Below are 22,480 nucleotides of genomic sequence, written 5' to 3' on the forward strand. Positions count from 1 at the left end.
TACTTTTTGCTTTCTTAGGAGATGAGGATAGGTGTACGCAAATTTACGTTCCCTATGGATTTTTCCTCTTGCCCTGGTACTTGCGGCAGGGAGCGCACCGGCGCAAACAACGCCGCAAAGCACGCCTGCGGGCGCGACGGCTCCGGCAACAGGACAGGCAACCATTCACGGCAAAGTTACCGATCCGACGGGCGCCTTGATTCCGGGCGCTACAGTGACGGTCAGTAACAGCAATGCCCAGACTGTTGCGACAGCGACCGCGGATGCCAGCGGAAACTATGATGTACATGTTGCTCCTGGCACCTACACAATCACCATTACGTTTCAAGGATTTGCGCCGTATGTCTCGCAGGGATTGCTGCTGGAGCGGGGCCAGGTGAAGCGTGTCGACGTCGCCATGGCGATTGAGGCTGCCCAGCAAAACGTGGTTGTGAGCGACGATACGCCTACTGTGAGTGTTGAAGCGGATTCAAATGCCAACAGCATGGTGATCAAGGGGAAGGACCTTGACGCGCTGTCGGACGATCCGGATGAGCTTTCGAATGAACTGTCGGCTCTTGCAGGTCCGTCCGCAGGACCGAACGGCGGACAAATTTACATTGATGGCTTCACTGGCGGAGAGCTTCCGCCGAAATCCTCGATTCGTGAAATCCGCGTCAACCAGAATCCTTATTCAGCGGAGTTTGACCGGCTGGGTTTTGGCCGCATCGAGATTTTAACCAAGCCCGGTACGGATAAATTGCACGGCCAGTTTTTTGCCATGGGCAATGACAGTTCCTTCAACACCGTGAACCCGTTTGCTGTAAGCGCGGCACAGCCGAATGTTCCGCCGTATCACACCTACCAGTACAACGGCACCCTGAACGGTTCACTGAACAAATCCATGTCGTTCTTTGTTTCCGCCGAACATCGTTCCATTGACAACTTGAGCGTATATAACGCCGCCTGCGATGCGACCGGCGATTGCTCTGCTGACATTACAGGATCGATCGACAATCCTCATTCACGAACCAATGTATCCCCGCGCATCGATATCCAGATTGGGGCAAAGAACACGCTGACGGTGCGCTATCAGTACTACCACGACTCAGAAACAGGCAGTCTGGGTGGTACTCAGCTGCCGACTGAGGCGACAAGTTCCTCAACCGACGACAACAATATCCAGATCAGCGACACGCAGGTCGTCAATGATCATTTCGTCAATGAGACACGCTTTCAATACAATCGCATCAAGTCCAGCGACAGCTCGGTGAGCACCGCGCCGACACTTCAGGTTCAGGTGGCTGGTTTCTCGTCCGGCGGATCGAATACCCAAAGCGTACGCGATCATACGGATCGCTGGGAGATGCAGAATCTCTCGACTTTGTCGCTTGGCAGCCACGCATTGAAGTTTGGCATGCGTGTTCGAGACAGCCGCGATGCCAACTACGCTGACTCAGGATTCAACGGCACATTCACCTTCAATACGACCACGAGCTACAGCCAGGCAGTACAGAATCCGGCCTCAGCAGCCCCTATCTTGCTGTCGTACTCAACGGGACAACAGAGCGCCCTGGCGAATGTGTTCGACTCCGCGCTCTATATTCAGGACGATTGGAAGGTTAATCCTCGCCTGACGCTTTCGGGAGGTCTTCGCTGGGAATCGCAGAACCATGTTGCGGACCACAGCGACTGGGCTCCGCGCTTTGCGATGGCCTACGGTCTGGACGGTGGCAAGGGTAAGCCGACAAAGACGGTCTTCCGCGCCGGTTATGGTATCTTCTACGATCGCTTGGGAATCGGTAACTTTCTAACGATTAACCGTTCGACAATTCAGCAACAATATACCCTCTCTAACCCGACATCTGCGTGTTTTGCGGCGAGCGTGACGACTTTCGATCCCGGAGCTTGCGGGGTAGGTACGGCGAATGGCCGAACTGTGTATCAAGTTTCCCCCAACTATCGTTCTCCTTATGCGCAGCAGTTTGGCACAAGTCTAGAACGTCAGATCACAAAGACGGAGACCGCAACGCTGACCTATCTGCACTCTCAGGGCGTTCATCAGCTTACCCAGATCAACGCGAATGCTCCTTACTTCCCTACTTACAATTCGAGTGTGGGGCCTGTGTTCCAGTATTTTCCTGAGGGCATTTACAAACAGGACCAACTGATCCTCAATACCAATGCGCGCATTTCCAAAAACTTTAATGTCTTTGGCTTTTACACAATAAGCTGGGCACATACGGATGGAGCGGGTGGAACGCTGGCATCCAATTCGCTAAATCTGCACCAGGATTACGGTCCTGCATCGTTTGTTTCCAGAAATCAGCTCTTTATCATGGGCAACTACAACGGCCCATGGGGCATACGATTCAATCCTTTCCTCGTTGCTAACGCGGGCAGGCCATTCAACATCACCAGCCCGGATGATGTGAATGGCGATGAGGTTCTCAACGATCGCCCGGGCATTGTTGATCCGTCGAATTGCACTGCCAGCTCGACCCAATACCAGATGACACAATACGGATGTCTCGACGCCAAGCCGGTTGCGGGTGAGCCGATTCTGAGTTTCGATAAAGGACTCGGGCCGGCGGCAGTCGCATTGAATCTACGGCTGAGCAAGACATTCGGCGTCGGTCCAAAGATCGGCAACACCGGAGGAAATAACGGCGAGGGCGGACCTCCGGGCGGCGGTGGCGGTGGTGGTCGTCGTGGCGGTGGCGGACCGGGCGGAGGTTTTGGTCCCGGTGGATTCGGAGGCGGCGGTGGCCGTCCTCCGGGTATGAACGGGCCGGTCAACGTGCGCAAGTACAGCCTGACTTTCAGCGCGCAGGCGTTGAACCTCTTCAACAACGTGGACTATGGAACGCCTTCGGGAACGATTACACCTCCTGGAACATTGCAGGATGGCGAAGAGAATCCTTTCGGGCATTCAAGAGGCCTTCAGGGGCAGATCTTCTCCTCTGGATCTGCTGTGCGGCGCATCTTTTTGCAGGCCTCATTCAGCTTTTAGCCGGCAGAAACCACAACCTGAACGGAGCTGCTTCGGCGGCTCCGTTTTGTTTTGTCATAAAGAATGCAGATGCCGCCTGACGCGAGGATGCACAGCTCAGGGATTGCAGGCAGCCTGTAACGTGCCACAGCTTGCGCGCCACCGGATATGAGCAGGAAGTAGATCGCGGTGCCTGCCAGAATCCAGACGGTCTCAGGTGCCAGTCTTGCCGTAAACAAACCGGTACACGCAGCGAGATATAGCGCAAGGGTGAAGCCAGAGAACAGACACATTACCGTCACCAGAGTAAAGTGTCGCAACACCAATTGCTTCAACGGCTCTTTGATTCCATCGCTTACGAGGCGTTTCGGCATCTTGCCTGCGGAAGGATAAGCATTGATAAGTTGAAGCAACTCCGTAGATCCGGGCGAGAACGCGACGATTGCAACTCCAATGAAGTGCGACCGTAAATACATCAGTGGGTGCTGTCGGAGAACTTTTACGGCTTCGGATTTCATGAATTGCAATTGCTTTATACGATTCCAGGCGCGTTGTTCCGGATGCGCCACGAGATAGCTCGCATTGTCTGAGTAACCGAGCTTTTTCTGTTCCTCTACAAGGGACAAGTGATCCAATTCGGCGCGTATCTCAGCAGATTGGTAGAAATAGAGATTCTTTTCAACGATGCTGGAAAAGCCGTTGTAGCCGGTCTCAACATAGTTGCGAAGCTGCCAGGCTGCAATGAATGGGATGAACGCAATAAGAAGGATGAATGGAGCTTTCCATTTCATTCCTTTGCACTGCGGAGAGCATGCTACGGCGACAACTGCGAATGGCAACACCAGATAATAACTGACAGGACGAACAAAGGTTGCCAGCGCAAGAAGCGCTCCGGCTTGTGCCAGTTGCGTGAGCTTTTTATCTGCAGCAAAGCTGATCATGCGTTCAAGGCACAGCAATAGAAGGAAGACAAAGAGTGTCTCCGGCATGATCCTTACGGAAGACGTAATCGAGAGAGGATCGCACGCCAAAAGCCACGCGGTGATGGCAGCAGCGCGGCAATCGATAAATAGTCTTTCTGTGATGGATGCGGCGAGCCATATCGAGATAAGGGATAGAAGAATCTGCACACCGATGGTGAGCAATACGTTTCCGACTATCATTCCACTGAGCTCGGCAAAAATCGGATAACCGGGTGTGCGGTCGATCTCCGGCAGTCCGTTATTAGCGAAAGAGCCATGCAGAAGCAGATTGCGACCAGGGATCAGGTAGCTCCAGCTATCGCCTTGTGTCATGACCTGCGTTCCGGTGCGGAAATATGCGGCCAGCATCAGTCCGACTCGAAACAACAAAGCCGCACTAAGAGGCCAGATGAGAAAACGAATTGGAGTCCAGGACTTCTCGCTTTGCGGCGCAGAAAACTTTTTGGGCGTAGAAGGCAAAGATGGTGCGATAAGGCTCAAGCGTGCCGGCCCTCCAGTATTTGCCCGTAGAGCTTCTCCCATTCGCTCACTTTAGACTGCAATGAAAAAGACTGGCGAATGCGGCTGCGAGCTGCCGCTTCCAGAAATCGTCTTCGCTCGACAGGTGTGGACATGGCTTTCTGCATCGTATCTTTAAGTGCTTCGCTATTCCGGGGAGGAACGAGAAAACCGGCGTCACCGACCAGTTCGCGAACCCCTCCGACATCGGTAGCTACAACGGTCTTCGCCATTGCCATAGCTTCAGCGAGAGCGATGGGAAGGCCCTCCCATGCAGAGGAAAGAACAAAGCCATCTGCCGCGTCGAGCAACTCAGCGATATCATAACGAAGCCCTAACCAGCGGATCGCTGGGTTGTTCTGCAAGTCTGAATCGATTGCGAGGCTTGCTGGATTACCCTCGCCTGCGATCCATAGTTGCGTTTCAGGTTTTGCCTGTTGCAGTAAATGGAATGCGCGAAGCAGGTTTGGATAGTCCTTGGCTGGTGCAATCCTGCCTACTGCGATCCAGACAAACTCTTTGTCGACCAACATTTGATTTCGCACACGGCGACGTTGTGCTCGATCAGGATTGAAGTGATCTGTATCAATGCCATTCGTTAGAACCGTAATCTTTACCGCAGGAACAGCATGTAGATGGATAAATCTCTCCGCTGCTGCTGTACTGACGGCTGTGATCCTATCGACCCATCGATTGGTTAGCCGATACAACAGCATGCGATGCCAACCGCCTTCGTATACGTTGTGAATGGTGTTTACGAGCCCAGGACGGCTGAATTCTTTGAATCGCTTTATCAGCAAGAGCCGCGCGAAAAGATTGGCGGGATATGTGTGGCTATGAACTATATCGGGACGGATGAGAGCCAGAAAGCTCCGCGCAAAACGCAGACCACGCAGGAGTGAGGCTGCGGTTTTTGCCAGGTTCAGGCGAAGAACTGGACCCTTGACGGGCCATTCTTCTACTGAGTGCTTCAAGATGAGGAAGGAAACTTTGTGTCCTTGCTCAGACATGCGGGCTGCGAGGTCGATGACCTGCTTTTCTGCCCCGCCGATGCCGAGCGACGTTAAAACATAGAGAATACGCACCCGCACCACATCCGCGTAAGAGACATATATCGACTGGCGATGAAGCCATCTTACCGCTTCACTGCAGCATTGGCGAAGATTACGCCAGGACAGTGTTTAGCGATTTTGTGTCTGCGTGAAGCGACGCAGAAGCGTCTCAACTGCCAGGTATCCCGGGCCAAATATAAGAATGATCAGTGCGGCGAACCAGAAGGTGTATGGATCGGCCGCATAGAATTTTCCTGGATCATCGAAAATGTGGCCGAAGGCTTCACGATCGGCGGTCCAATAAGCAACGGTCAGGTTGATGAAGAGCACCAGCGAGACCATGCGCGCACCAAAGCCGAGTGCGAACAAGATGCCTCCGACAAACTCGACCAGGGAGACGAAGATTGCCGTGAAATGAGGTTGAGGTAAATTGAGCGATGTGAAGAAGTCTGTGACATGGTCGAGGTTATGCAGTTTGCCCCAACCGGTCTGAACCAGTTGATATCCCCAATAGAGCCGTATCGCAAGAAGAAGCGGGCTTTGCAATCGGTTGAGAGCACCCGCGACAAGATCGTGCAGGCCGCAGAGGCGGCGAAACAGTGACATGATGATTCCTCTTTCTAAGGGGTATTGCTATTCAGGTATGCAGATCCAGCCCAGTTGCGCCCATGCGGCAAACCATTCACGCACGCGGCTTAGCTGCGTGGTTGCGGAGAGGCGTGATCCGGTGAAACCAGCATCGAGCGCCTCGGCCAGAGTTTTGCCTTCGCGCAACGTAGTAAGCACTCGATATTCAGGAGCTGACAAACGTTTGTAGTAGACGGAGAAATCGGAGCGATGCACGGCCAACCACGTAGGACGCTTGCGCAGGCGAATCGGAGTACTCTCCTCTTCATCTTCAAGCTCTGGCCGTGTGCCGGCTTCGCTGGTCTCACGCTGCTCCCGCTGGTGCATATCAAGCACCAGATCGTCGGCTGGATAGCTTAGGGCAAGCAATTGCAGATGAGGTTGTAGCGCCAGGCGTGAATCGCCGTTAACGGCTGCTACTTCTTCGTCATTCAAGGACCTGCGTTCGGCGCTGTCGAAGGCTTCGATATAAGCCCATTCGACTCTGGCAACATCAAGTGCAAGCGTAAGGCGACGTCCAGCGTATCCGGGGTTTTCCGCGAGCCAATCGCAGAGCTTCGATCCTAGATTGCGCAGGGTAAAAGACCGGCTGGGATGTTGTGCCAGATACGCGTTCATCAATGCTTCAAACCGGTCAGAACCAACGACAGCACGCAAAGCAGGAAAATCTTCGTGAAAAGCCGACTGGATACGGAACCAGTACTGGCGATTGTAGATTTCCAGCCTTTCAAAAGCAGTCAGCCGATCATTGGGAGCGATGAATCCGGAGGCTACTTCATCCATTGCCCGGCCGCTCCAGCGACCTGTCGTGTCACGCGGCTGCATGTCTTCATCAGCGGTAAGAGGCTGCATGACAGCGGCACACATAGTTCTCTGCAGCTCTTCGAGAGGCATGGTCATTGGGCCACCTCCGCGAGCTGCTTTTCTTCCTCGTGCTCGACCGCCTTGTGCTTCTTTACGGGCTCCAGATACCTTTCCGCCTTGCGCGCTTCCGCCCAGACCTCTTCAAAGGAAGGAATGCGATCATCCCACTCGAGCAGGGTGGGCGTAGGCCCGCAGCGTTCAATGGCGCGCGCATAAAGCTGCCACACGGGATCAATCACTGGATGGTCATGTGTATCGAGGATGTATTTTTCGTAGCGCGTGTGGCCGGCTATGTGAATCTGGGCAACGCGTTCTGCTGGAATTGCGTTCACGTAGTCCATCGGAGTGAAGTCATGATTGACTGACGAAACGTAGATGTTGTTCACGTCAAGCAAGATGCCGCAGTCCGCGCGCTCGACAACTTCGTTCAGGAATTCCCACTCAGTCATTTCGGAGTCTACGAATTCGGCATAGCTGCTGACATTTTCAACTGCGACGGGAATTTCAACGAAATCACGTACTTCGCGGATACGCGCCGCGGTTTTTTCTACTGCCTCCCAGGTATATGGCAACGGAAGAAGATCGTGACTGTAAGTACCATCCACTGATCCCCAGCAGAGATGGTCGGAGAGCCAGGGTGTATTGGTACGCTTGACGAGCGAATTGAGGCGGCGCAGATGTTCCCGATCTGGTGCCTGCGCAGAGCCGAAGTACATGGAAACACCGTGCTGTACAACCCGGTAATTTTCCATGATGCGATCGAGCATCTGCAGCGGACGGCCACCGTCAACCATGTAATTTTCTGAGATGATTTCAAACCAATCGACGCCTGGTTTGTGAGCAAAGATGTGCTCGTAGTGAGGGATGCGCAGTCCGATGCCGACTCCGTAATCCTTAAATGCGTTGAACCGGTTGCCGGACATCTTTACCACCCCTGATGATTTTTCCCTGGAGTTACCTGAATCAGGATGGGGATGGCTGCGAAACCATCCCCGTACAGTTTTGATCGGTCAGTCGTTTCAGCTCAAACGACATATCCACTCTTGCAAGCGGCTTAGACAGCCTTGGGCATCTTGGATCCGTCAGTGGCGCATCCACCCTTACCCTTGCAGCTGTTCTTGCCTTTGCAACCGTTGTCGCTGCTCTTGCAGCCGCCCTTGCCCTTGCAATCATTTTTGCCTTTACAAGAGTGCTTGTCGGTGCTCTGACCTACCAGACGAACGCCGGCAGTCGCTGCATTCACGCTGTTCTGATGAGTACCAGTGGTCTGTGCCGAAGCAGCGGTTCCACCGACCAGACCAGTCAGAGCGGCGCTGAGCAGCAGTGCATTCAAAGAATTCTTCATCGGTTTTGTCCTCGCTTGAGTTGTCGCGGAGTAACCCGCGGGGAAGAAACTTGACAGAGGCATCGGTAGCTCCGAGTGCGTCCGCAGGAGGTGCATTCGCCCCGTGTGAGTGACGCTACGAGGCAAAGGTTACAGTGTGCAAGAAGAAAATGCGCAAGATCGGCAAGTAACAGACTCGATGAGAGTTTTTCCTTACAAGGAATATTGCATCGAGTTGAATCCATCGAGAAATAGTTCCACTCCGGACAGTACGGTAGCACTTTACCTGTGTATGATGCAGCGCGCGCCATACTGTTCGTTCCACTTCTTACACACAGAGAGTACGCACTTGCAACAAAAATGGATTGGATGCTAATGGATTGAACATCGAAAAGTTCCTTGCTGCTCCCAGGAGTCAGATTTTTACAAACGCCTTACCCGGCGCGAGGGCTACGCATAGGGAAAAAGAACCGTATGAATCAGCCTTCGGCCATGGCTGCATCGAGACGCTCATGCAGCCGCTCACTGTACCCGGTCGGAATCTCAAAAATGCGTCCATCTGCCACCAGGACGACGATATTCCGGGTTGAATCGAGTATGGCCGAGCAGATCTCGCAGTGCTCCAAATGCCGATCGATCTCAGCGCGCAGCAACGCATCCACGTCCCCATCAATGTAGGCCGAGATGTGATGCCATACGTGCTTGCAGTCAATCTTCATACGCGCCTCCCAAACCAGAAGCGCATTTTTCCCTTTGCAGGTGAAACATATGCTTTGAGGATTGGAACCAGCTCTTTTTGCAGCATAACTCTCGCGCGGTGCAACCTGACTTTGACGGCGCCAGGACTGATACCGAGAACCCCGGCTGCTTCCTGAATATCGAGTTCCTGAACATCCCTCAGTTGCACCACATCTCGATAAATCGGCGGCAACTTGAGGATTGCCTGCCGCAAACACTCCCGCAATTCGCTTCGTTCCAGAGCCTCCGCCGGGATTTCACGCCAGTCGGTAAGCAAAGCCGGAGTAAAGTCCCCGCTGCCTTCATCAAGGACCGGCTCGATCGGCTCCTCCGGCCTCGCGGATCGTTTCCTGAGCCAGGCCAAACCCTCATTGCGGGCTATGGAAAGGGCCCAGGTCGAAAATTTGGCTTCACCTCGAAAGCTCGAAAGATTCCGGTAAATCTTGATAAAAGCCTCCTGAGCCGCATCTTCCGCGTCTGTCTCACTGCGCAGGAGGCTAAATAACATGACGAAGACAGCGCGTTCAAGAGGACGGATCAGGTCGTGGAAAAGCTGCTTTTCCCCCGCCAGAATGCGCCCGATCATGACTGTAGCCTCTTCCGCGTTTTGGAATCTGGCTGTGATCTCGCCTGTCATACCGCCGAAGCGTGCGTAACCTTTCCTTGGCTGAACTTCTGATACCGAATCGGGTTTACGGTTTCCTGGAACTATAGATGGAGCAATTGCTCTGCAGGTTACAGATCCTTTGCTTTGAGTCTCCGGCTTTAAAGGATGACGTTGAGGAACCTTATTGAGCCTTTCTTGCAGAGCCCATGCGCGCGGCAAGCTGCAACAGGCGCGAGTCATCTTCCCGTGCCGCGGCCAGTTGCATTCCTCCAGTTTTACAGTGTTCCTTGCTAAATGGAATTGTGATTGCAGGCATACCTGCGAGACTGACAGGTGTGGTGTAGCGCAACAGCCGTGCGCGTGTCTGGCTGTGGTCGGCTCCGACGGTGAGTTTTGCTACCGGAGCCGCCGGCATCAAGAGCAATTCGTGATCTGCCAGCAGCATATCCATGCGTTCACGGAACTCTGTATGGCGTTTGCGAAGCCTGGTAATTTCGTCATCGCTTATGGAGGCGCCCCACTCAAGCCGCTGCTGGATAGCCGGCCCGAATTCGGCATAATAACCGGCGTGGATACGGGCAGCCTCCCACGCCTGAATTGTGCTGTATATCTCGCACGAGTCGTTCCACCACGGGACGTTAACGGTTTCAGCACGGAGTCCAAGGAATTCCAGTTCGGCGCGGCAGAGACGAAGGCCTTCCAATACTTCGGGATCGCAATCGGAGAAGAATTCATCGTGGACGATGGCGAAGCGTTTTGGTAAAGAATCCTGTTCCGCTGTCGTCGTTTCAGACTGTGGAGCAAAGAAGGATCCAAGCAGAGGCGCGTCTTCAAGATCGGCGAACAGCCACCCCATGGTATCGAACGATTGGGCGAGATGAGCGCCTCCGCGCCAGTCACCGCGTCCTAAAGAGGCGCGATACCCCGCCAGTCCGCAAAGCGCAGCCGGCACACGCACTGAACCGCCTGTATCGGTGCCGATTGCGGCCATGGCAGAGCCTTCGAGGACGCTGGCTGCAGCTCCGCTGGAAGAACCTCCAGTCAGATTGTCCGGATCGCCGGGCTGCACGCAATCTCCAAATTCTGCATTTTCTCCTGTGATTCCGTACGCAAGCGGATGCAGATGAGTCTTGCCGATAATCACAGCTCCGGCAGCGCGCAGTTTTTCGACCAGCCAGGAATCGGCTGCAGCAGAACCGTGCAATGCTTCGTAGAATCGCGTTCCACAGGTCGTTGGCGCACCCGCAAGATCGAAGCAATCTTTTACGGACACCGGGATTCCCCACAGTGGCTCATGGCCATCCGCAAAGATGGTCGACGTGTCTGCCGGCATGGAAGCAATGCGGCGCACTTCCGAAAAAGTCCACGACTGTTCTTGCCAAAGATATGTATTGCGGTTGGCTCCGCCGTTGGACAGCGAGAAAGCGGTGTTCACAAGATCCTCGATCGCCGCCTTCTTATCATGTGCCACGGCCAGTTCCCTTCTGGCTCGTGTAATCGTACCTGCGCACGCTTGCATGCCTTGATTCTATCGGTGGCGATGGCTTCAGCGGGATTCGATTACGAGCAAATTCCTGTCTTGCGAAAGCATCTACCTGGCATGCTAAGTTCGGTATGGAAATGCCTTCCAAGAGCGGTCGGCTGGTTCATTTGTACAACCGACACGAGTCCCGTTGATCAGATGTATCTGAATAACTACGTGTAATGAACAGGAGTAGAGCATCATGCTTTGCATGAAGACCGAAACCGGCTGGCGGCTGATCACGCATCAGGATCACGCGCGTCTGGCTGGCGAATTTGCCGCGGCATGGGGTAACGATCAGTTTCGCAGGCCTGAGCCTCGTGACCGCGTGCTCTTTGCGATTGCCTCCCACGATGACGGATGGGCGTCGAGAGATGCTCATCCCACTATCACGCGGGAAGGCAAGCCTTCCGCATTTTCAAAAGAGCTGGTGGATAAATATTCTGCGGTTGAAAAAATCGATCTAGCCGACTATATCGCTCTCCGAGAACAGGCAGTCCGAGTGGTCGCCGAGCAAGACCCTTATGCAGGGTTGCTGGTTGCCTTGCATACACGAGATCTGCTTGTAAACCGCACTGATCGCTCCACGATTGCACCTGACCAGCTTCCTTTACTCGATTATTTCCTCGCCAAACAAGAAGCATGGCGGGCACAACTGATCAACTGGATACAAAACCATCCTATGCTGGATGCGAAGGCGAAAGAAGCGTTGACGATACGGGAGCACTTCTGCCTTCTGCAGGCATGCGATGCCCTTTCACTGCTCGCATGCGTAGAGCATGAAGCGCCTTCAACCTTATTGCATCCATTGCCTCTGACTGACGGAAGCAAACGAGAAGTTCATGTGACTCCAATTGGAGTACGTCGGTTTCAGCTTGCTCCATGGCCATTTCTGGTCCCTGAACTTTCGTTTTCCTTCCGGGCGCGGCATGTATCCGGTCATGTTTTTCCCGATGACGCCTCGTTAGAAGCCACATTTGATGCATCACCTGTGGAGATGCTTTCCGTCACCCTCAGTGCTCCATCGCAATGTTGATGGTTTGACATAAAAGCGAAATAGCGCAACAACAAAGAGCAACCCCATTGAGGTTGCCCCTTCATTATCGAGTGATTCTTCAGTTAGAAAGTAAAGCTCAATGACATCTGGATCTGCCGCGGGCTACCGATACTATGCGTCACGATACCCAGACCGGCAGGACAGTTATAGAAACTGGAGTTCGTCTGACTGCCATCTGCAGCGCATCCCGTAGGTAAAGGAGTAGTTCCTACATTGGGGAAAGCATCATAGTACTGGTTTTGCGAAACTTCGTTTCCTGGAACATCGAAGCTCGGTGTGTTGGTAAGGTTGTACACATCGAACGTGTACTTGAGCCCATACCGCTCGTTCAAATTGAGCACCTTCACGAGTGAAGCGTCGGCTCGTTTTTGAAAAGCCTGGCGGAAGATGTTGCGCTGTCCGGTTGTGAAGCCAGTTTCGAAGGTGTCCGTGCTTGGGATAGCTCCGCCCAGCCCGCCGGCTGGGAGCAATGGCAGCGTGAAGCAAGCCGGGTCCAGCGCAGCATAACCATTCACTGGGAAGAAAGCTCCGGAGTGCTTCGTCAGCGCAGACTTGGGAGTACAACCAGAAGCAAGTGGAACAATGGGGTTGGTAATGCCGTCTGCCGTTGAGTAGTAGATAGAACCAATCGCACCCGAGAAGTCGATCACGCTGTAGGGCTGACCGCTTTGCAGCACTGTTTGCCCGACGAGCGACCACCCATTGACTACCTTGCCCATCAACGTGTGATTGTTAACCGTATCCGGAAGCTGGAATACATAGTTGAAGTTGATGACATGAGTACGATCGAAGTCGGCCGAGCCATAGCCGCTGCGAAGATCGAGAGCATTGTTGCCGTTGTAGAAGAGACCCAGACCGCTCTGCTCGTCGAGCGCGTGCGAGTACGTGTAGGAGAAGCCAAGCTGAACGCCTTTGCTCATCCGCTTATCCACATGCAACTGGAGCGCGTTGTAAGCGTCGACGCCAGCGGCTTTGTAGCCGATTGATTCAGCAGCGTAGCCGATGTACGGAACGCGAAGATCGACGTTGCCGCCTTCAAAGTTGTACAGATAAGGCGTGCCATCGTCGAGCGTCGCTCCGCCAACGGTATAGCCGTAGCTGTACTTCTGTGCGTAGGGACCGCTCGCGAGCGATGGGTTGGAAGGAGAGGCGATATTAGGCTGGTTGAACGGAACAGGAATTACCTGATGACGGCCTACATTGCCAACGTAGCCAATTTCGATAGCAAGATCGCTGCGCGGTTGCCATTGAATATCGAGTGTGTAGTTGAAGGTGTAGGGTAGCGTGTTATCGCGGTCATATACGCCGAGTGAAATCGGCTGACCGTTGTTGATAACGTCCGGAAGCCCTGACCCTTGATTCACGATGCTGTAAGCATTCGGAAGATACTTGCTCAGATCTGAAGCCTTGGGATTGCTCGGAGGCGGCGACAAGGCGATTCCGTAAGGATTCGAAAGATTTCCGGTCTCCGCAGTAGGAGGCGCACCATTTTGGCCGCCGCAAGTTACGATATAGTCCTCGTAAAATGACCGCGTCGATGATGGACATGAAGAGGCGTTCACAAACGGAAGCTGCTGATTCACGCCGAAAGGACCACCAGTAACGGTTCCAATCGCGTATCCAGGCGAGAAGTAGCTGAACAACTCGCCACGGTCGTAGTACATGCCAAAGCCGCTTCGCACCACAACTTTGTCATGAAACATGGCGGGCTGCCATGCTGCGCCGAGACGCGGACTAAAACCCCATTGACGGCCAGTCAATGTAGTGGGGCTTACTCCTTTTGTTCCATTAGCGTTATTGCCTGCGATGATAAGGCCCGGGTTGGTGATGGTATCCGAGCCAGCATCATAGCTATACAAGCTGGGATCAAAGTTAAAGATGCGGCCATATTTTTCCGTAAGGCCTCCATCCCAGTCGTATCGGACACCAGCCGTCAGCGAGAGTCGTGGCGTGATCTGATACTTATCCTGCAGGTAAAGTCCTACCTGATTGGCGCGATAGTAGCGGCTGGCATCGCCTTGCAGGAACGAGCTGACATAAAAACCTGTCGATGAGCTTCCAGGCGTTACATAGCCCTGAATCATCTGGCTGAAATCATCGGTAGCGACGGTGCCGATGCCCGTACGCTTATCGATCGTGTTAAACTGCGTATAGCTATAGGCTCCGCCAAAGCTGACTGTGTGATGCCCCAAGGTCCAGATCGCGTTTGATGAGGGTGCGAAGCGGTTCTGAAAAACGCCGGTGAGGGCAGATTGCCCCTCTGCATTAGGGCCAATATTCAAAATACCTGTCGGAGTATAGTCGCCGTTCGGATTAGAACCCAGAACGTTATACACGGATATACCGGGGAAGTAGGACGAGCCGAACATATTGATTGACCCGTTTGCAACGGAACCACCAGGAATTGACGATGGCCCAAAAGGCTGTTCATTGTCTCCCCAGATTTTTTCGCGCATAAAGCCGAAGGTTTGCGTGGTGCTTAGATTGGGTTTGATCAGATAACTGTTGATGATAGACGCCACCTGCGCACCCGAGTCGAGATGCTCTGTGAAGCCAGGCACGCTCGAATAGGCGTAAGGTGAAAGCGTCGGATCATGCTGGTAATAGTACTTGAGCGCTAAGGTATCTTTCGCGTTGACGTTGTAGTCGAGATTGGCCACACCAAGATCAGCTATGAAACGGCCTGTTCCTGGAAGGTAGGCATTCGTTGTGTGGTAAGCGTTTGGCCATCCATATTGATCGTTGGGGATCAGCCATTTTCCAGGCTCGCCTGCTATCGCTGGCGCATTAAATAACGCCAGAGCAGTGGGATCAATATTTGCCGCCGAAATGCTCGTGCCGAAGTTAGTGTTTGTAAGGTTAGCTAAAGCAGATGCAGAGCGATCATCGGTTAGCCCGACGGGAACATCCAAGAAAGAAGATCCTATTTCATCATCGGAAACATGGACATGCTGATAGGCAAGATATGCAAAAAGCTTGTCTTTGATAATTGGTCCACCAGCCGCACCGCCTAATGTATACCGATGTAGCTGAGGCACCTTTTCTATGACATCTGGATCCTGATTGAAGAAGAACGGCGCCGCATTTAGCCAATCCGTACCGCGGCGAAAATATGTGGTTCCATGCAGGTTATTTGTTCCTGACGAGGTGCTGAGATCGATATGTGCGCCCGAGGTTGAACCCTGGCTCGCGTCATACATCGATGCGTTGACTCGCACTTCCTCGATCGTTTCCGGCGCCGGTGTCGGAATGGCGTTGCCGATCGAAAGGTAAATAGACGCTTCAGAGTGAATGACGCCTCCGGCTCCTGTGCTGGACGATGTGCCGGAGCTGTTGATTACTCGCGCCGAGCCGACCTGGCTTGTGCTCTTACCGTTGAAGAGATTCGTTGCATCTACACCGTTCAATGAGAAACTATTGCTCGTGTCGCGTTGACCATTTGCCCAAATCGGCTGATTGCCAAGACCGGAAAGGGCTCCGGTACCGCCGGGTAATTCCGCATCTACGCCGGTCGACTGGGTTGCCAAGCCGGTGAAACTTCCGGTAGGAAGCGGCGTTGTTTGAATCTGCGCGGAGTCGAGAACATATCCGTTGGTTGTGTCGACAGCGTTCATCAGCGGCGTAGCATCCACTTCGACTGTCTGCGCCTTCGAACCTGCTTTGAGGGCCGCGTTTACAGTAGCGGTTCTATCGGCCTGCACAGCAATATGCGGAGTACTCTGTACTTCAAACCCTTCCGCGGAATAGGTAATGGTGTAGCTGCCAATCGGCAAATTGACGAAAAGATATTCTCCAGATCCATTTGATTTCACTGAACGCGTGAGCCCTGTCTGCTCTCCTACTGCTGTCACGTCGGTGTTGGGGATGACGCTTCCTGTGGCGTCAGTAACCGTACCCGTGATGCCACCGAGAGTTTGCTGAGCCGGCAGAGACGAACTACAAAGCGCGACGGATGCCAGAATTGCAAGCAGCCGGAAAATCGATATAGAGATATTGCGGCGTGTACTAATCAAAGGCACAACCTCACGAAAATAAAGCTTTCCCGTGGCCTCAAAATCTATTTTTTGAGGCCTTGTGTCGATGTAATGGCGAGCCCGTAGCGGCAGGCCAAATGAAAGAAAGGAAGGGTTAAAACGAGTGAAACTCGCAGCTTAAACCGCTCTAAAAGACTTGAGGGTTATCACTACAATACCCGAGTGCTCAAAAATTTCAATCGAAAATTTACACGACCCCGGTGCCGAATCCTAGCGATGTATGAGCTGTGCCGCAGATGTGAAACAACCATTGAAGAGATCACTTCCGATATCGATTGAGCGTAGATCGAATCGCGCGAGAGACGAACTCATGTGATGAAACGATGCGCCATTCCTGCAAAAATCGTGCTCAAGCCTGACCCGGATGTCTTTGCAATCTTCCCGTCGGGGTATCGCGTTCAAACTCCAGAGCGATGCTTCCATGATCGCGTCCAAAGGACACGATGTCGAATCGTTTGGGGGTCGCAGGTCAGATTCATGGCTAATCTTGTTTTTCGAAATTCATTTAATTTATTGGGCCCATAAAGATTTTCTGTCGCCCCAAAGCAGAGCTAGAGCCTTAGATCGCTCAAACCAGGATGGTCATCAGGACGCCGCCCCTGTGGCCAATGAAATTTCCGGTCTCCGTCTGCAATTGCCAGATCGTTGATGCTTGCGTGCCTGACCCGCATCAATCCCAGTTCATCGAATTCCCAGTTCTCATTGCCATAGGCGCGAAACCATTTGCCCGCATCGTTATGAAATTCATAAGCAAAGCGAACGGCGATACGGTTCTCTGTGAACGCCCACAATTCCTTGATGAGGCGGTACTCCAACTCTGCCTGCCATTTGCGCGTTAAAAACTCGATGATCTCCTCGCGGCCAAAGATGAACTCCGACCTGTTCCTCCATCGCGAATCGACTGTATACGCGAGTGAAACCCTCTGCGGGTCCCGGGAGTTCCAGGCATCTTCAGCAGCTCTTACCTTCTTGATTGCTGAGTCATGCGTAAAAGGAGGTAAGGGAGGGCGTGCAGATTCGGCTCGTTCGCTCATATGGAAACTACTCCAACGGATGAGGTATCTGTTTTCTGACTGCTGCGCTGATAGTGAGCATTGGCATGTTCACTGCCTCGCTCATCGACAGGTTCAGCGCGACACTACATAGGATACTGGCATGTACAGGATCGATTCTCCAACATTGCTGAACAGGTCGATCATACGAGAAATGGCAATCTCATACGTGGAACGGTCAGGACGCCACATTGAGAATGTTCGCGGTTGCCGTCGTCACATTAACCTTGATAGCACGGCCTGACGCCTGAACAAATCCTAGAGACTAAGAAATCGCTGTGCGCCGTTTGCGTATTTCACTGCGCCGTGCGAGATACCATGCCATGCCAAGGGCCATGTAGCTCAGATAGATGTAAGGGAACCACAGAGCAGGCGCAGCAGGTACTGGATAGACGCTGCCAAATGTCGTTGCTGCCATAACCAATGCAGCAAACCAGCTCACCGCTGCGATAAAGTGTGAATGCTGTCCCAACGCTTTACGAGCGAAAGGGAGTGCGATTGCTACGAGCGCATAAGCGGTCAAAAATCCGAATACAGATATCGAACCGAGCCACTCGTATATATTGCTGCCGCTCACTCCGCAAATAGCCAAGGCGCCCGTCACTGCAAGCATCGCAGCGGAGCAAAGAATCACTCCGGCTCGAGGCGTTCCGAAACGTTTGTGTCCCCTGCCAAATACATCCGGAAGCAAGCCGCTGTGCGCCATGCGCAACATCACTCTGGATGCAGCGGTAGTGCAAGCAAGCGTGCATGCCGACATGCTTATGAGCACTCCGATGTCAATCGCAGTTCCCAACACCGAAAGGCCCGCCTTACGTGCAAGAACATGAAATGGGCTGGTTGACTCACTCAGCTTTCCAATCTCACCCTGAAAACCGAGCACCTCTGCATACGAGCAGAGCATAAAGAACAGCCCCACCAAAAGGGCACATTGCAGAACGACGCGTGGAATTGTTTTGAGCGGCTCGCGAGCTTCCGCACCAAGAGTGGTTGCTGATTCGAAACCGACAAAGCTAAAGGTTGCGAGCACGAGAGCAGGGCCAAGTGCTCCAATTTTCACACCCTTCAACCGGAGTTGATCCACGTCCAAGTGCCAGCCAGAATGGGACGGCAAGAGGATCAAGACGATTGCGATAAGGCTCACGGAGACAATTTCGATCCAGAGCATTGCCTCGGCAGAAAGCTTTACATCGCGATATGCCACAGCTCCGGTCGCGATCATAATCACTGCAAGCACCAACACGGAAGGCGGCGTCCAGTGGGCAAACTCGTTGAGGAGAACATTGCAGTAATAAAGTGCGCCACCAGCTACGGAAGCTCCCGTTGCAAGATACGCCAGCAATAATGCCCAGGCGGATACCGCGCCCAACGATGGCCACAGCGTATCAGCCGTGTATGTGTACAGCGATCCAGGCGAGGCAGACATGCGTGCAAACTTGCTGACGCAATAACCCACCAGCAGCATAGCCAGCATTGTCAGGAAATAGACGAACCATGTTCCATTGCCCGCCAGACTGAAGACGAGAGGAATGGTAAGCGAGGGCGTTGTCGATGGAGCGATAGCCGAGATGGATTGAGCAAGCGTTTCCGCGGCAGAGAGCACGCCTTTGTGCAACCCATAGTCTTTGTCCAGCCGGTCTTCCCCTTCGCTGTCCGGATCAAGCGATGAGTACACTTTCGCAGCTGCGTCTGGCTTGGTCACGCACTCCCTCAATCGCAAAAGTTTGCTCTGGAAATCCTAGTGTCGAGCCTCGCTGTCCTCCAGGTCAAGCAGCGTCATGGAGCGATACATCTACACTGGATGCGATGGGAATGCCCACGATCATACTCGCAGCCGGAGCCAGCCGTCGCCTGGGCCAACCCAAACAGCTTCTTTCCACCCGTGGAGAGACACTGCTCGGACGTACGCTGCGAATCGTCCAGGAGGCCGGAGCCGATCCCATCTTTGTCGTGCTCGGCGCGAACTCGGAATCGATCGCTTCAACTCTCGACCTATCGGCGGCTCGTGTTATTTCAAATCCAGAATGGGGGCGTGGGATCTCTACCTCGATCCGGGCTGGTGTGAGCGCATTAGTCAAGACTGAACCTCGATCGCGAGCAGTTCTGATGCTGGTATGCGATCAGCCCAATCTTTCATCGCAACACTTGCAGCAGCTCACGGCTGCTTATGATGCGGGCGACGGACAAACTATCGTCGCTTCGCACTACGGAGGAACTGAAGGTATCCCCGCGATCTTTCCGGCGGCACTCTTCGCCGATCTCCAAGCTCTCTCCGGAGACAACGGGGCACGTCAGCTTCTACGCACAAGTGATCTTCAAGTCGTTGCTGTTCCTTTTCCGAATGGCGAAATCGACATTGATACCCCTGAGGATCTAAGACGATTGCTTGACACGTAGTGCGTCAAAACCGCAGGAGCAGAAACATAAATCTTCCAGAGCAACCCGACGAGAATAAGATAATCACTCCCCAAGTCTGAATACAATCAAGAATCTTAGCTTGCAGCGACCGCCGGAGCCAGCTTTCTACGCAATACACGATTCAACGGCTCGGAATAAAAGCGCGCAATAGCCCAACTAAGCAGAGAAGATACGGCGACGAATAGCACTAACCAGCCCAACCGCGTGCCGGGAGCCATCAAGCTCCTGGGAAGATTCGTCATCAAACCTGCCAGCAACAGAATATGGAAAAGATATAACTCATAGCTGTGCTGGCCCAGCCACGCGATTGGGGATAAGAGTCTTGTTAGCAGTGATAGATCGCCAGAGGCTTCAGTTCCTTTGACGTCAGCGGAGGGACCTTCCGCAAGAAGGAATATTGCCGTGCCACCAGCCATCAGAGTAGGTCCCCATACTGGAACGGAATCGATACCTGCGTGCAGAAAAACAAACAGCATCCAGGCCAGCGCTGCAATCTGTATCGCTCTGCGCGTCCATTGTCCTATGGAAATGACTTGCTTTCGCGCAAGCACTGCAACGCAGCATCCCATGGCGATGGCATCAAAACAGGCGAAGTTTCCATAGAGAAAGAGGATCTCGTTATGGCTGTGATAGTGCCGGTATACGGGCCCAATCGCGATTGCCAGAAGCCATACGGGCAGAATCCATCTCTCTCTCCTCAGCAGAAGACAAAGCAACGGAAATGTTATGTAAAAGACCTCTTCAACCGACAATGACCAATAGATATTCAGGCAATAGTTGAAATACCCGAACTTAGCCATCAAAATGTTGTGCCAAAACGTTAACACCGAAAGATCGCTTAGCCACAACGGCGGATTTTCTTTTCCCCGGAAGATCTCTATTCCCATCCAGGCAAGCAGGTTGATTGCAGCAAGCGCCAGCACTAGACAAGGCAATATACGCGCAAAACGAAAGGCATAGAAATCGCGAAGAGAAACGTTCCCCAGACTTCCAAATCTCCGCAAGGAGGTTGAGGTAATGAGATAGCCGGAAATAACAAAGAAAATTATGACGCCGTAGTTGCCGTTCCAGACGAGATTACTCAAATATGGGCCACGTAGCAGCCGCCCTAAAGGCCCTTGCAGCAGCCTATAGGCAATGTTGAAGTGCAAGACCAGCACCGAGAGAATCGCCACCCCGCGCAGCAGATCAATTCGAAAGTTTCGCTGGCCACTTGATGAGCTCTTGCTTCGAGGCAACAGTGTGTGCTCTCCCGTCATCACAATCTGGCGTTGAGATTGCGCAGCCGCCAATTGATACTTCTAATGCAAGTGCAGCCGCCAGAGCGTGTATGTCACGATTTCATGCCATACCTGCTGCCATTCGCTTGAACTACCCACCGCGGTAATCTGCGGTCGAGGTGAAGTCAGCACAGGCAATCCTTCCCTTTCGCAGATTGACCGGATACGGAAGAGATGCGTAGGGTCGCTAACGATCACAACATGCTTATAACCATTGGCTCGCGCAATCGAAACAACACGCATGGCCTGCTCTTCGGTATTGCGGCTATGCGTTTCGGCGATGATGGCCTTCTCCGGTACTCCGTTGGCCATTAGGTAAGCCTGCCCTACTTCGCCTTCGGAGTAGGTATCGCCAGGAGCACCCCCGCCTAATGTAATGATGGTTGGGGCAATCTTGTGTTCGTAAAGTGCCAGGGCATGATCGAGCCGCGCGCGTAAGATTGGTGAAGGACGACCGCCGTATTCGGCTGCTCCGAACACACAAATCACATCAGCGGGCGCTGCTTCGTCTAGATAGGCATAGCGTTCGATGTGAACGTACACCCAGATACACCAGGCGATGGAAAAAGACACCCCAACCGCTAATACAAACAAAATGACAAAACGAAGCGCAGACTCGAACCAGCCAGATCGCGTTCCCTGGACGCCATTTTCTTTGGCCATGGAGTCGTCCCGCGCTTTCATCAGCGTTGCAAAGCAAGTGCGATCTCATGGGTCGAGATCGCCCCTTCGCGCAATATCTGCCAATGCCTGCCGTTTGCCGAAAGATCAACGATGGTAGTAGGCAGAGATCGGCCCGACGGTCCTCCATCGACGATCAAGGGAATGCGGTCTCCAATCTGGTCTCGGACGCAAGCGGCGTGTGTACACTCGGCTGCTCCAGCGAGATTCGCCGATGTTGCTGTAATGGGCAGACCAAAACACTCGACGACCGCTCGTGAAATCGGAGCATGGGGTAAGCGCAACGCTACGTTTCCGGTGTTTGCGGTTGAACGCAGTGGCAGCTTGCTGCCGGCGCGCACAATGATCGTCAGTGGCCCAGGCCAAAACTTTTCCGCTAACCGATCAAAGCGGTCATCGATGTCCCGCGCAAGTTCATAAGCTTGTGCGACCGAGGCTATCAGAAGCGAAAGAGGCTTATGCTTCAATCGCGACTTGATCTGGTAAATCTGCTCCACTGCATGCAGGTTCACCGGATCGACTGCCAATCCATAAAAAGTGTCCGTAGGCATTGCCACAACGTCGCCTTGACGTAGGCAGCTTACGATGTACTCGATGCGCTCCTGCTGTGGTTCGTCGGGATGGACGCGCAGAATTTCCGCGGACAAATGATCTACCTCGGCTGCCGAATCTCGATTGGGGCCGCCCGGACAGTTACCCCCGGTCCCAGGCAATAAAGGATGCCGTCTTCCGTAATATACCGGTTTCTTCGGGTAATGCCCACCCACGACAG

18 protein-coding genes and 1 pseudogene are annotated in these 22,480 nt (G+C 53.3%); 4 read left to right on the plus strand and 15 right to left on the minus strand.

Annotated elements, in window-relative coordinates; translation table 11 throughout:
* The first annotated feature begins 31 nt into the window (after nt 1-31).
* Nucleotides 32-2,992 (plus strand): TonB-dependent receptor, encoded by a 2,961-nt coding sequence (locus OHL22_RS01615; RefSeq protein WP_263332506.1) that lies wholly within the window; start codon nt 32-34, stop codon nt 2,990-2,992.
* Here OHL22_RS01615 and OHL22_RS01620 read toward each other — a convergent pair.
* From OHL22_RS01620 to OHL22_RS01660, 9 genes are all read right to left on the minus strand, one after another.
* Nucleotides 2,989-4,434: a glycosyltransferase family 39 protein gene (locus OHL22_RS01620; RefSeq protein WP_263332508.1), complete on the minus strand. Its 1,446-nt coding sequence runs from the start codon at nt 4,432-4,434 to the stop codon at nt 2,989-2,991. The genes OHL22_RS01615 and OHL22_RS01620 overlap by 4 nt on opposite strands.
* Nucleotides 4,431-5,537 (minus strand): glycosyltransferase, encoded by a 1,107-nt coding sequence (locus OHL22_RS01625; RefSeq protein WP_263332510.1) that lies wholly within the window; start codon nt 5,535-5,537, stop codon nt 4,431-4,433. Before OHL22_RS01625 ends, OHL22_RS01620 begins: the two co-directional genes overlap by 4 nt.
* A 96-nt stretch (nt 5,538-5,633) precedes the next feature.
* A complete protein-coding gene (locus tag OHL22_RS01630; protein ID WP_263332512.1) occupies nt 5,634-6,110 on the minus strand; it encodes a DoxX family protein in 477 nt (158 codons plus the stop codon).
* A gap of 27 nt (nt 6,111-6,137) precedes the next feature.
* Complete coding sequence (locus tag OHL22_RS01635; protein ID WP_263332514.1) at nt 6,138-7,031, minus strand: DNA-binding domain-containing protein; 894 nt, start codon at nt 7,029-7,031, stop codon at nt 6,138-6,140.
* Nucleotides 7,028-7,918 carry an MNIO family bufferin maturase gene (gene bufB / locus OHL22_RS01640; RefSeq protein ID WP_263332515.1) on the minus strand — a complete coding sequence of 297 codons (891 nt, stop codon included), beginning with the start codon at nt 7,916-7,918 and terminating at the stop codon, nt 7,028-7,030. The genes OHL22_RS01635 and bufB overlap by 4 nt, the downstream gene beginning before the upstream one ends.
* 131 nt (nt 7,919-8,049) lie before the next feature.
* Entirely contained in the window at nt 8,050-8,340 is a 291-nt protein-coding gene (locus OHL22_RS01645) for a hypothetical protein (RefSeq protein WP_263332517.1), read from the minus strand.
* A 458-nt stretch (nt 8,341-8,798) separates the two neighbouring features.
* A complete protein-coding gene (locus tag OHL22_RS01650; protein ID WP_263332519.1) occupies nt 8,799-9,038 on the minus strand; it encodes an anti-sigma factor family protein in 240 nt (79 codons plus the stop codon).
* Nucleotides 9,035-9,643, minus strand: coding sequence for an RNA polymerase sigma factor (locus OHL22_RS01655; RefSeq protein ID WP_317890876.1), 609 nt, complete (start codon nt 9,641-9,643; stop codon nt 9,035-9,037). The genes OHL22_RS01650 and OHL22_RS01655 overlap by 4 nt, the downstream gene beginning before the upstream one ends.
* Nucleotides 9,644-9,845: 202 nt before the next feature.
* The gene (locus OHL22_RS01660) at nt 9,846-11,135 is read right to left on the minus strand and encodes an amidase (protein ID WP_263332523.1); all 1,290 of its coding nucleotides are present in this window, start codon (nt 11,133-11,135) and stop codon (nt 9,846-9,848) included.
* Between the two features lie 253 nt (nt 11,136-11,388).
* Between OHL22_RS01660 and OHL22_RS01665 the strand changes: the two genes are divergently transcribed.
* Nucleotides 11,389-12,222 (plus strand): DUF3891 family protein, encoded by an 834-nt coding sequence (locus tag OHL22_RS01665; protein WP_263332526.1) that lies wholly within the window; start codon nt 11,389-11,391, stop codon nt 12,220-12,222.
* Nucleotides 12,223-12,305: 83 nt separating this feature from the next.
* Here the strand turns inward: OHL22_RS01665 and OHL22_RS01670 are convergent, their stop codons facing one another.
* Together OHL22_RS01670 and OHL22_RS01675 are read right to left on the minus strand one after the other, a co-directional pair.
* Nucleotides 12,306-16,256, minus strand: a complete 3,951-nt coding sequence (locus tag OHL22_RS01670; RefSeq protein ID WP_263332528.1) for a TonB-dependent receptor domain-containing protein — start codon at nt 16,254-16,256, stop codon at nt 12,306-12,308.
* A gap of 572 nt (nt 16,257-16,828) precedes the next feature.
* Complete coding sequence (locus OHL22_RS01675; RefSeq protein WP_263332530.1) at nt 16,829-17,311, minus strand: nuclear transport factor 2 family protein; 483 nt, start codon at nt 17,309-17,311, stop codon at nt 16,829-16,831.
* Between the two features lie 167 nt (nt 17,312-17,478).
* On the opposite strand from OHL22_RS01675, the pseudogene OHL22_RS24970 reads away from it, so the two are divergent.
* A pseudogene (locus tag OHL22_RS24970) lies at nt 17,479-17,580 on the plus strand (DUF2165 family protein); the annotation flags it as partial.
* A gap of 14 nt (nt 17,581-17,594) precedes the next feature.
* Here the strand turns inward: OHL22_RS24970 and OHL22_RS01680 are convergent.
* On the minus strand, nt 17,595-19,031 hold the full coding sequence (locus OHL22_RS01680; protein ID WP_263332532.1) for an APC family permease: 1,437 nt from the start codon (nt 19,029-19,031) through the stop codon (nt 17,595-17,597).
* Nucleotides 19,032-19,141: 110 nt separating this feature from the next.
* On the opposite strand from OHL22_RS01680, the gene OHL22_RS01685 reads away from it, so the two are divergent.
* Nucleotides 19,142-19,726: a nucleotidyltransferase family protein gene (locus tag OHL22_RS01685; RefSeq protein WP_263332534.1), complete on the plus strand. Its 585-nt coding sequence runs from the start codon at nt 19,142-19,144 to the stop codon at nt 19,724-19,726.
* Nucleotides 19,727-19,821: 95 nt separating this feature from the next.
* Here OHL22_RS01685 and OHL22_RS01690 read toward each other — a convergent pair whose 3' ends face one another.
* The 3 genes from OHL22_RS01690 to OHL22_RS01700 are packed head-to-tail and all read right to left on the minus strand — an operon-like array spanning nt 19,822 to nt 22,355.
* Nucleotides 19,822-21,039, minus strand: a complete 1,218-nt coding sequence (locus OHL22_RS01690; RefSeq protein ID WP_263332536.1) for an acyltransferase family protein — start codon at nt 21,037-21,039, stop codon at nt 19,822-19,824.
* Nucleotides 21,040-21,048: 9 nt separating this feature from the next.
* A complete protein-coding gene (locus tag OHL22_RS01695) occupies nt 21,049-21,690 on the minus strand; it encodes a YdcF family protein (protein ID WP_263332538.1) in 642 nt (213 codons plus the stop codon).
* A gap of 20 nt (nt 21,691-21,710) precedes the next feature.
* Nucleotides 21,711-22,355, minus strand: a complete 645-nt coding sequence (locus tag OHL22_RS01700) for an L-threonylcarbamoyladenylate synthase (protein WP_263332540.1) — start codon at nt 22,353-22,355, stop codon at nt 21,711-21,713.
* Nucleotides 22,356-22,480 lie beyond the last annotated feature (125 nt).

Source organism: Acidicapsa dinghuensis (assembly GCF_025685685.1).
Lineage (GTDB): Bacteria > Acidobacteriota > Terriglobia > Terriglobales > Acidobacteriaceae > Acidicapsa > Acidicapsa dinghuensis.

Coding starts and splice junctions, on each gene's coding strand:
- OHL22_RS01675 (WP_263332530.1), bottom strand. CDS start 17,311: ATGAGCGAACGAGCCGAATCTGCACGCCCTCCCTTACCTCCTTTTACG.
- OHL22_RS01695 (WP_263332538.1), bottom strand. CDS start 21,690: ATGGCCAAAGAAAATGGCGTCCAGGGAACGCGATCTGGCTGGTTCGAG.
- OHL22_RS01665 (WP_263332526.1), top strand. CDS start 11,389: ATGCTTTGCATGAAGACCGAAACCGGCTGGCGGCTGATCACGCATCAG.
- OHL22_RS01685 (WP_263332534.1), top strand. CDS start 19,142: ATGCCCACGATCATACTCGCAGCCGGAGCCAGCCGTCGCCTGGGCCAA.
- OHL22_RS01630 (WP_263332512.1), bottom strand. CDS start 6,110: ATGTCACTGTTTCGCCGCCTCTGCGGCCTGCACGATCTTGTCGCGGGT.
- OHL22_RS01655 (WP_317890876.1), bottom strand. CDS start 9,643: ATGATCGGGCGCATTCTGGCGGGGGAAAAGCAGCTTTTCCACGACCTG.
- OHL22_RS01645 (WP_263332517.1), bottom strand. CDS start 8,340: ATGAAGAATTCTTTGAATGCACTGCTGCTCAGCGCCGCTCTGACTGGT.
- bufB (WP_263332515.1), bottom strand. CDS start 7,918: ATGTCCGGCAACCGGTTCAACGCATTTAAGGATTACGGAGTCGGCATC.
- OHL22_RS01650 (WP_263332519.1), bottom strand. CDS start 9,038: ATGAAGATTGACTGCAAGCACGTATGGCATCACATCTCGGCCTACATT.
- OHL22_RS01635 (WP_263332514.1), bottom strand. CDS start 7,031: ATGACCATGCCTCTCGAAGAGCTGCAGAGAACTATGTGTGCCGCTGTC.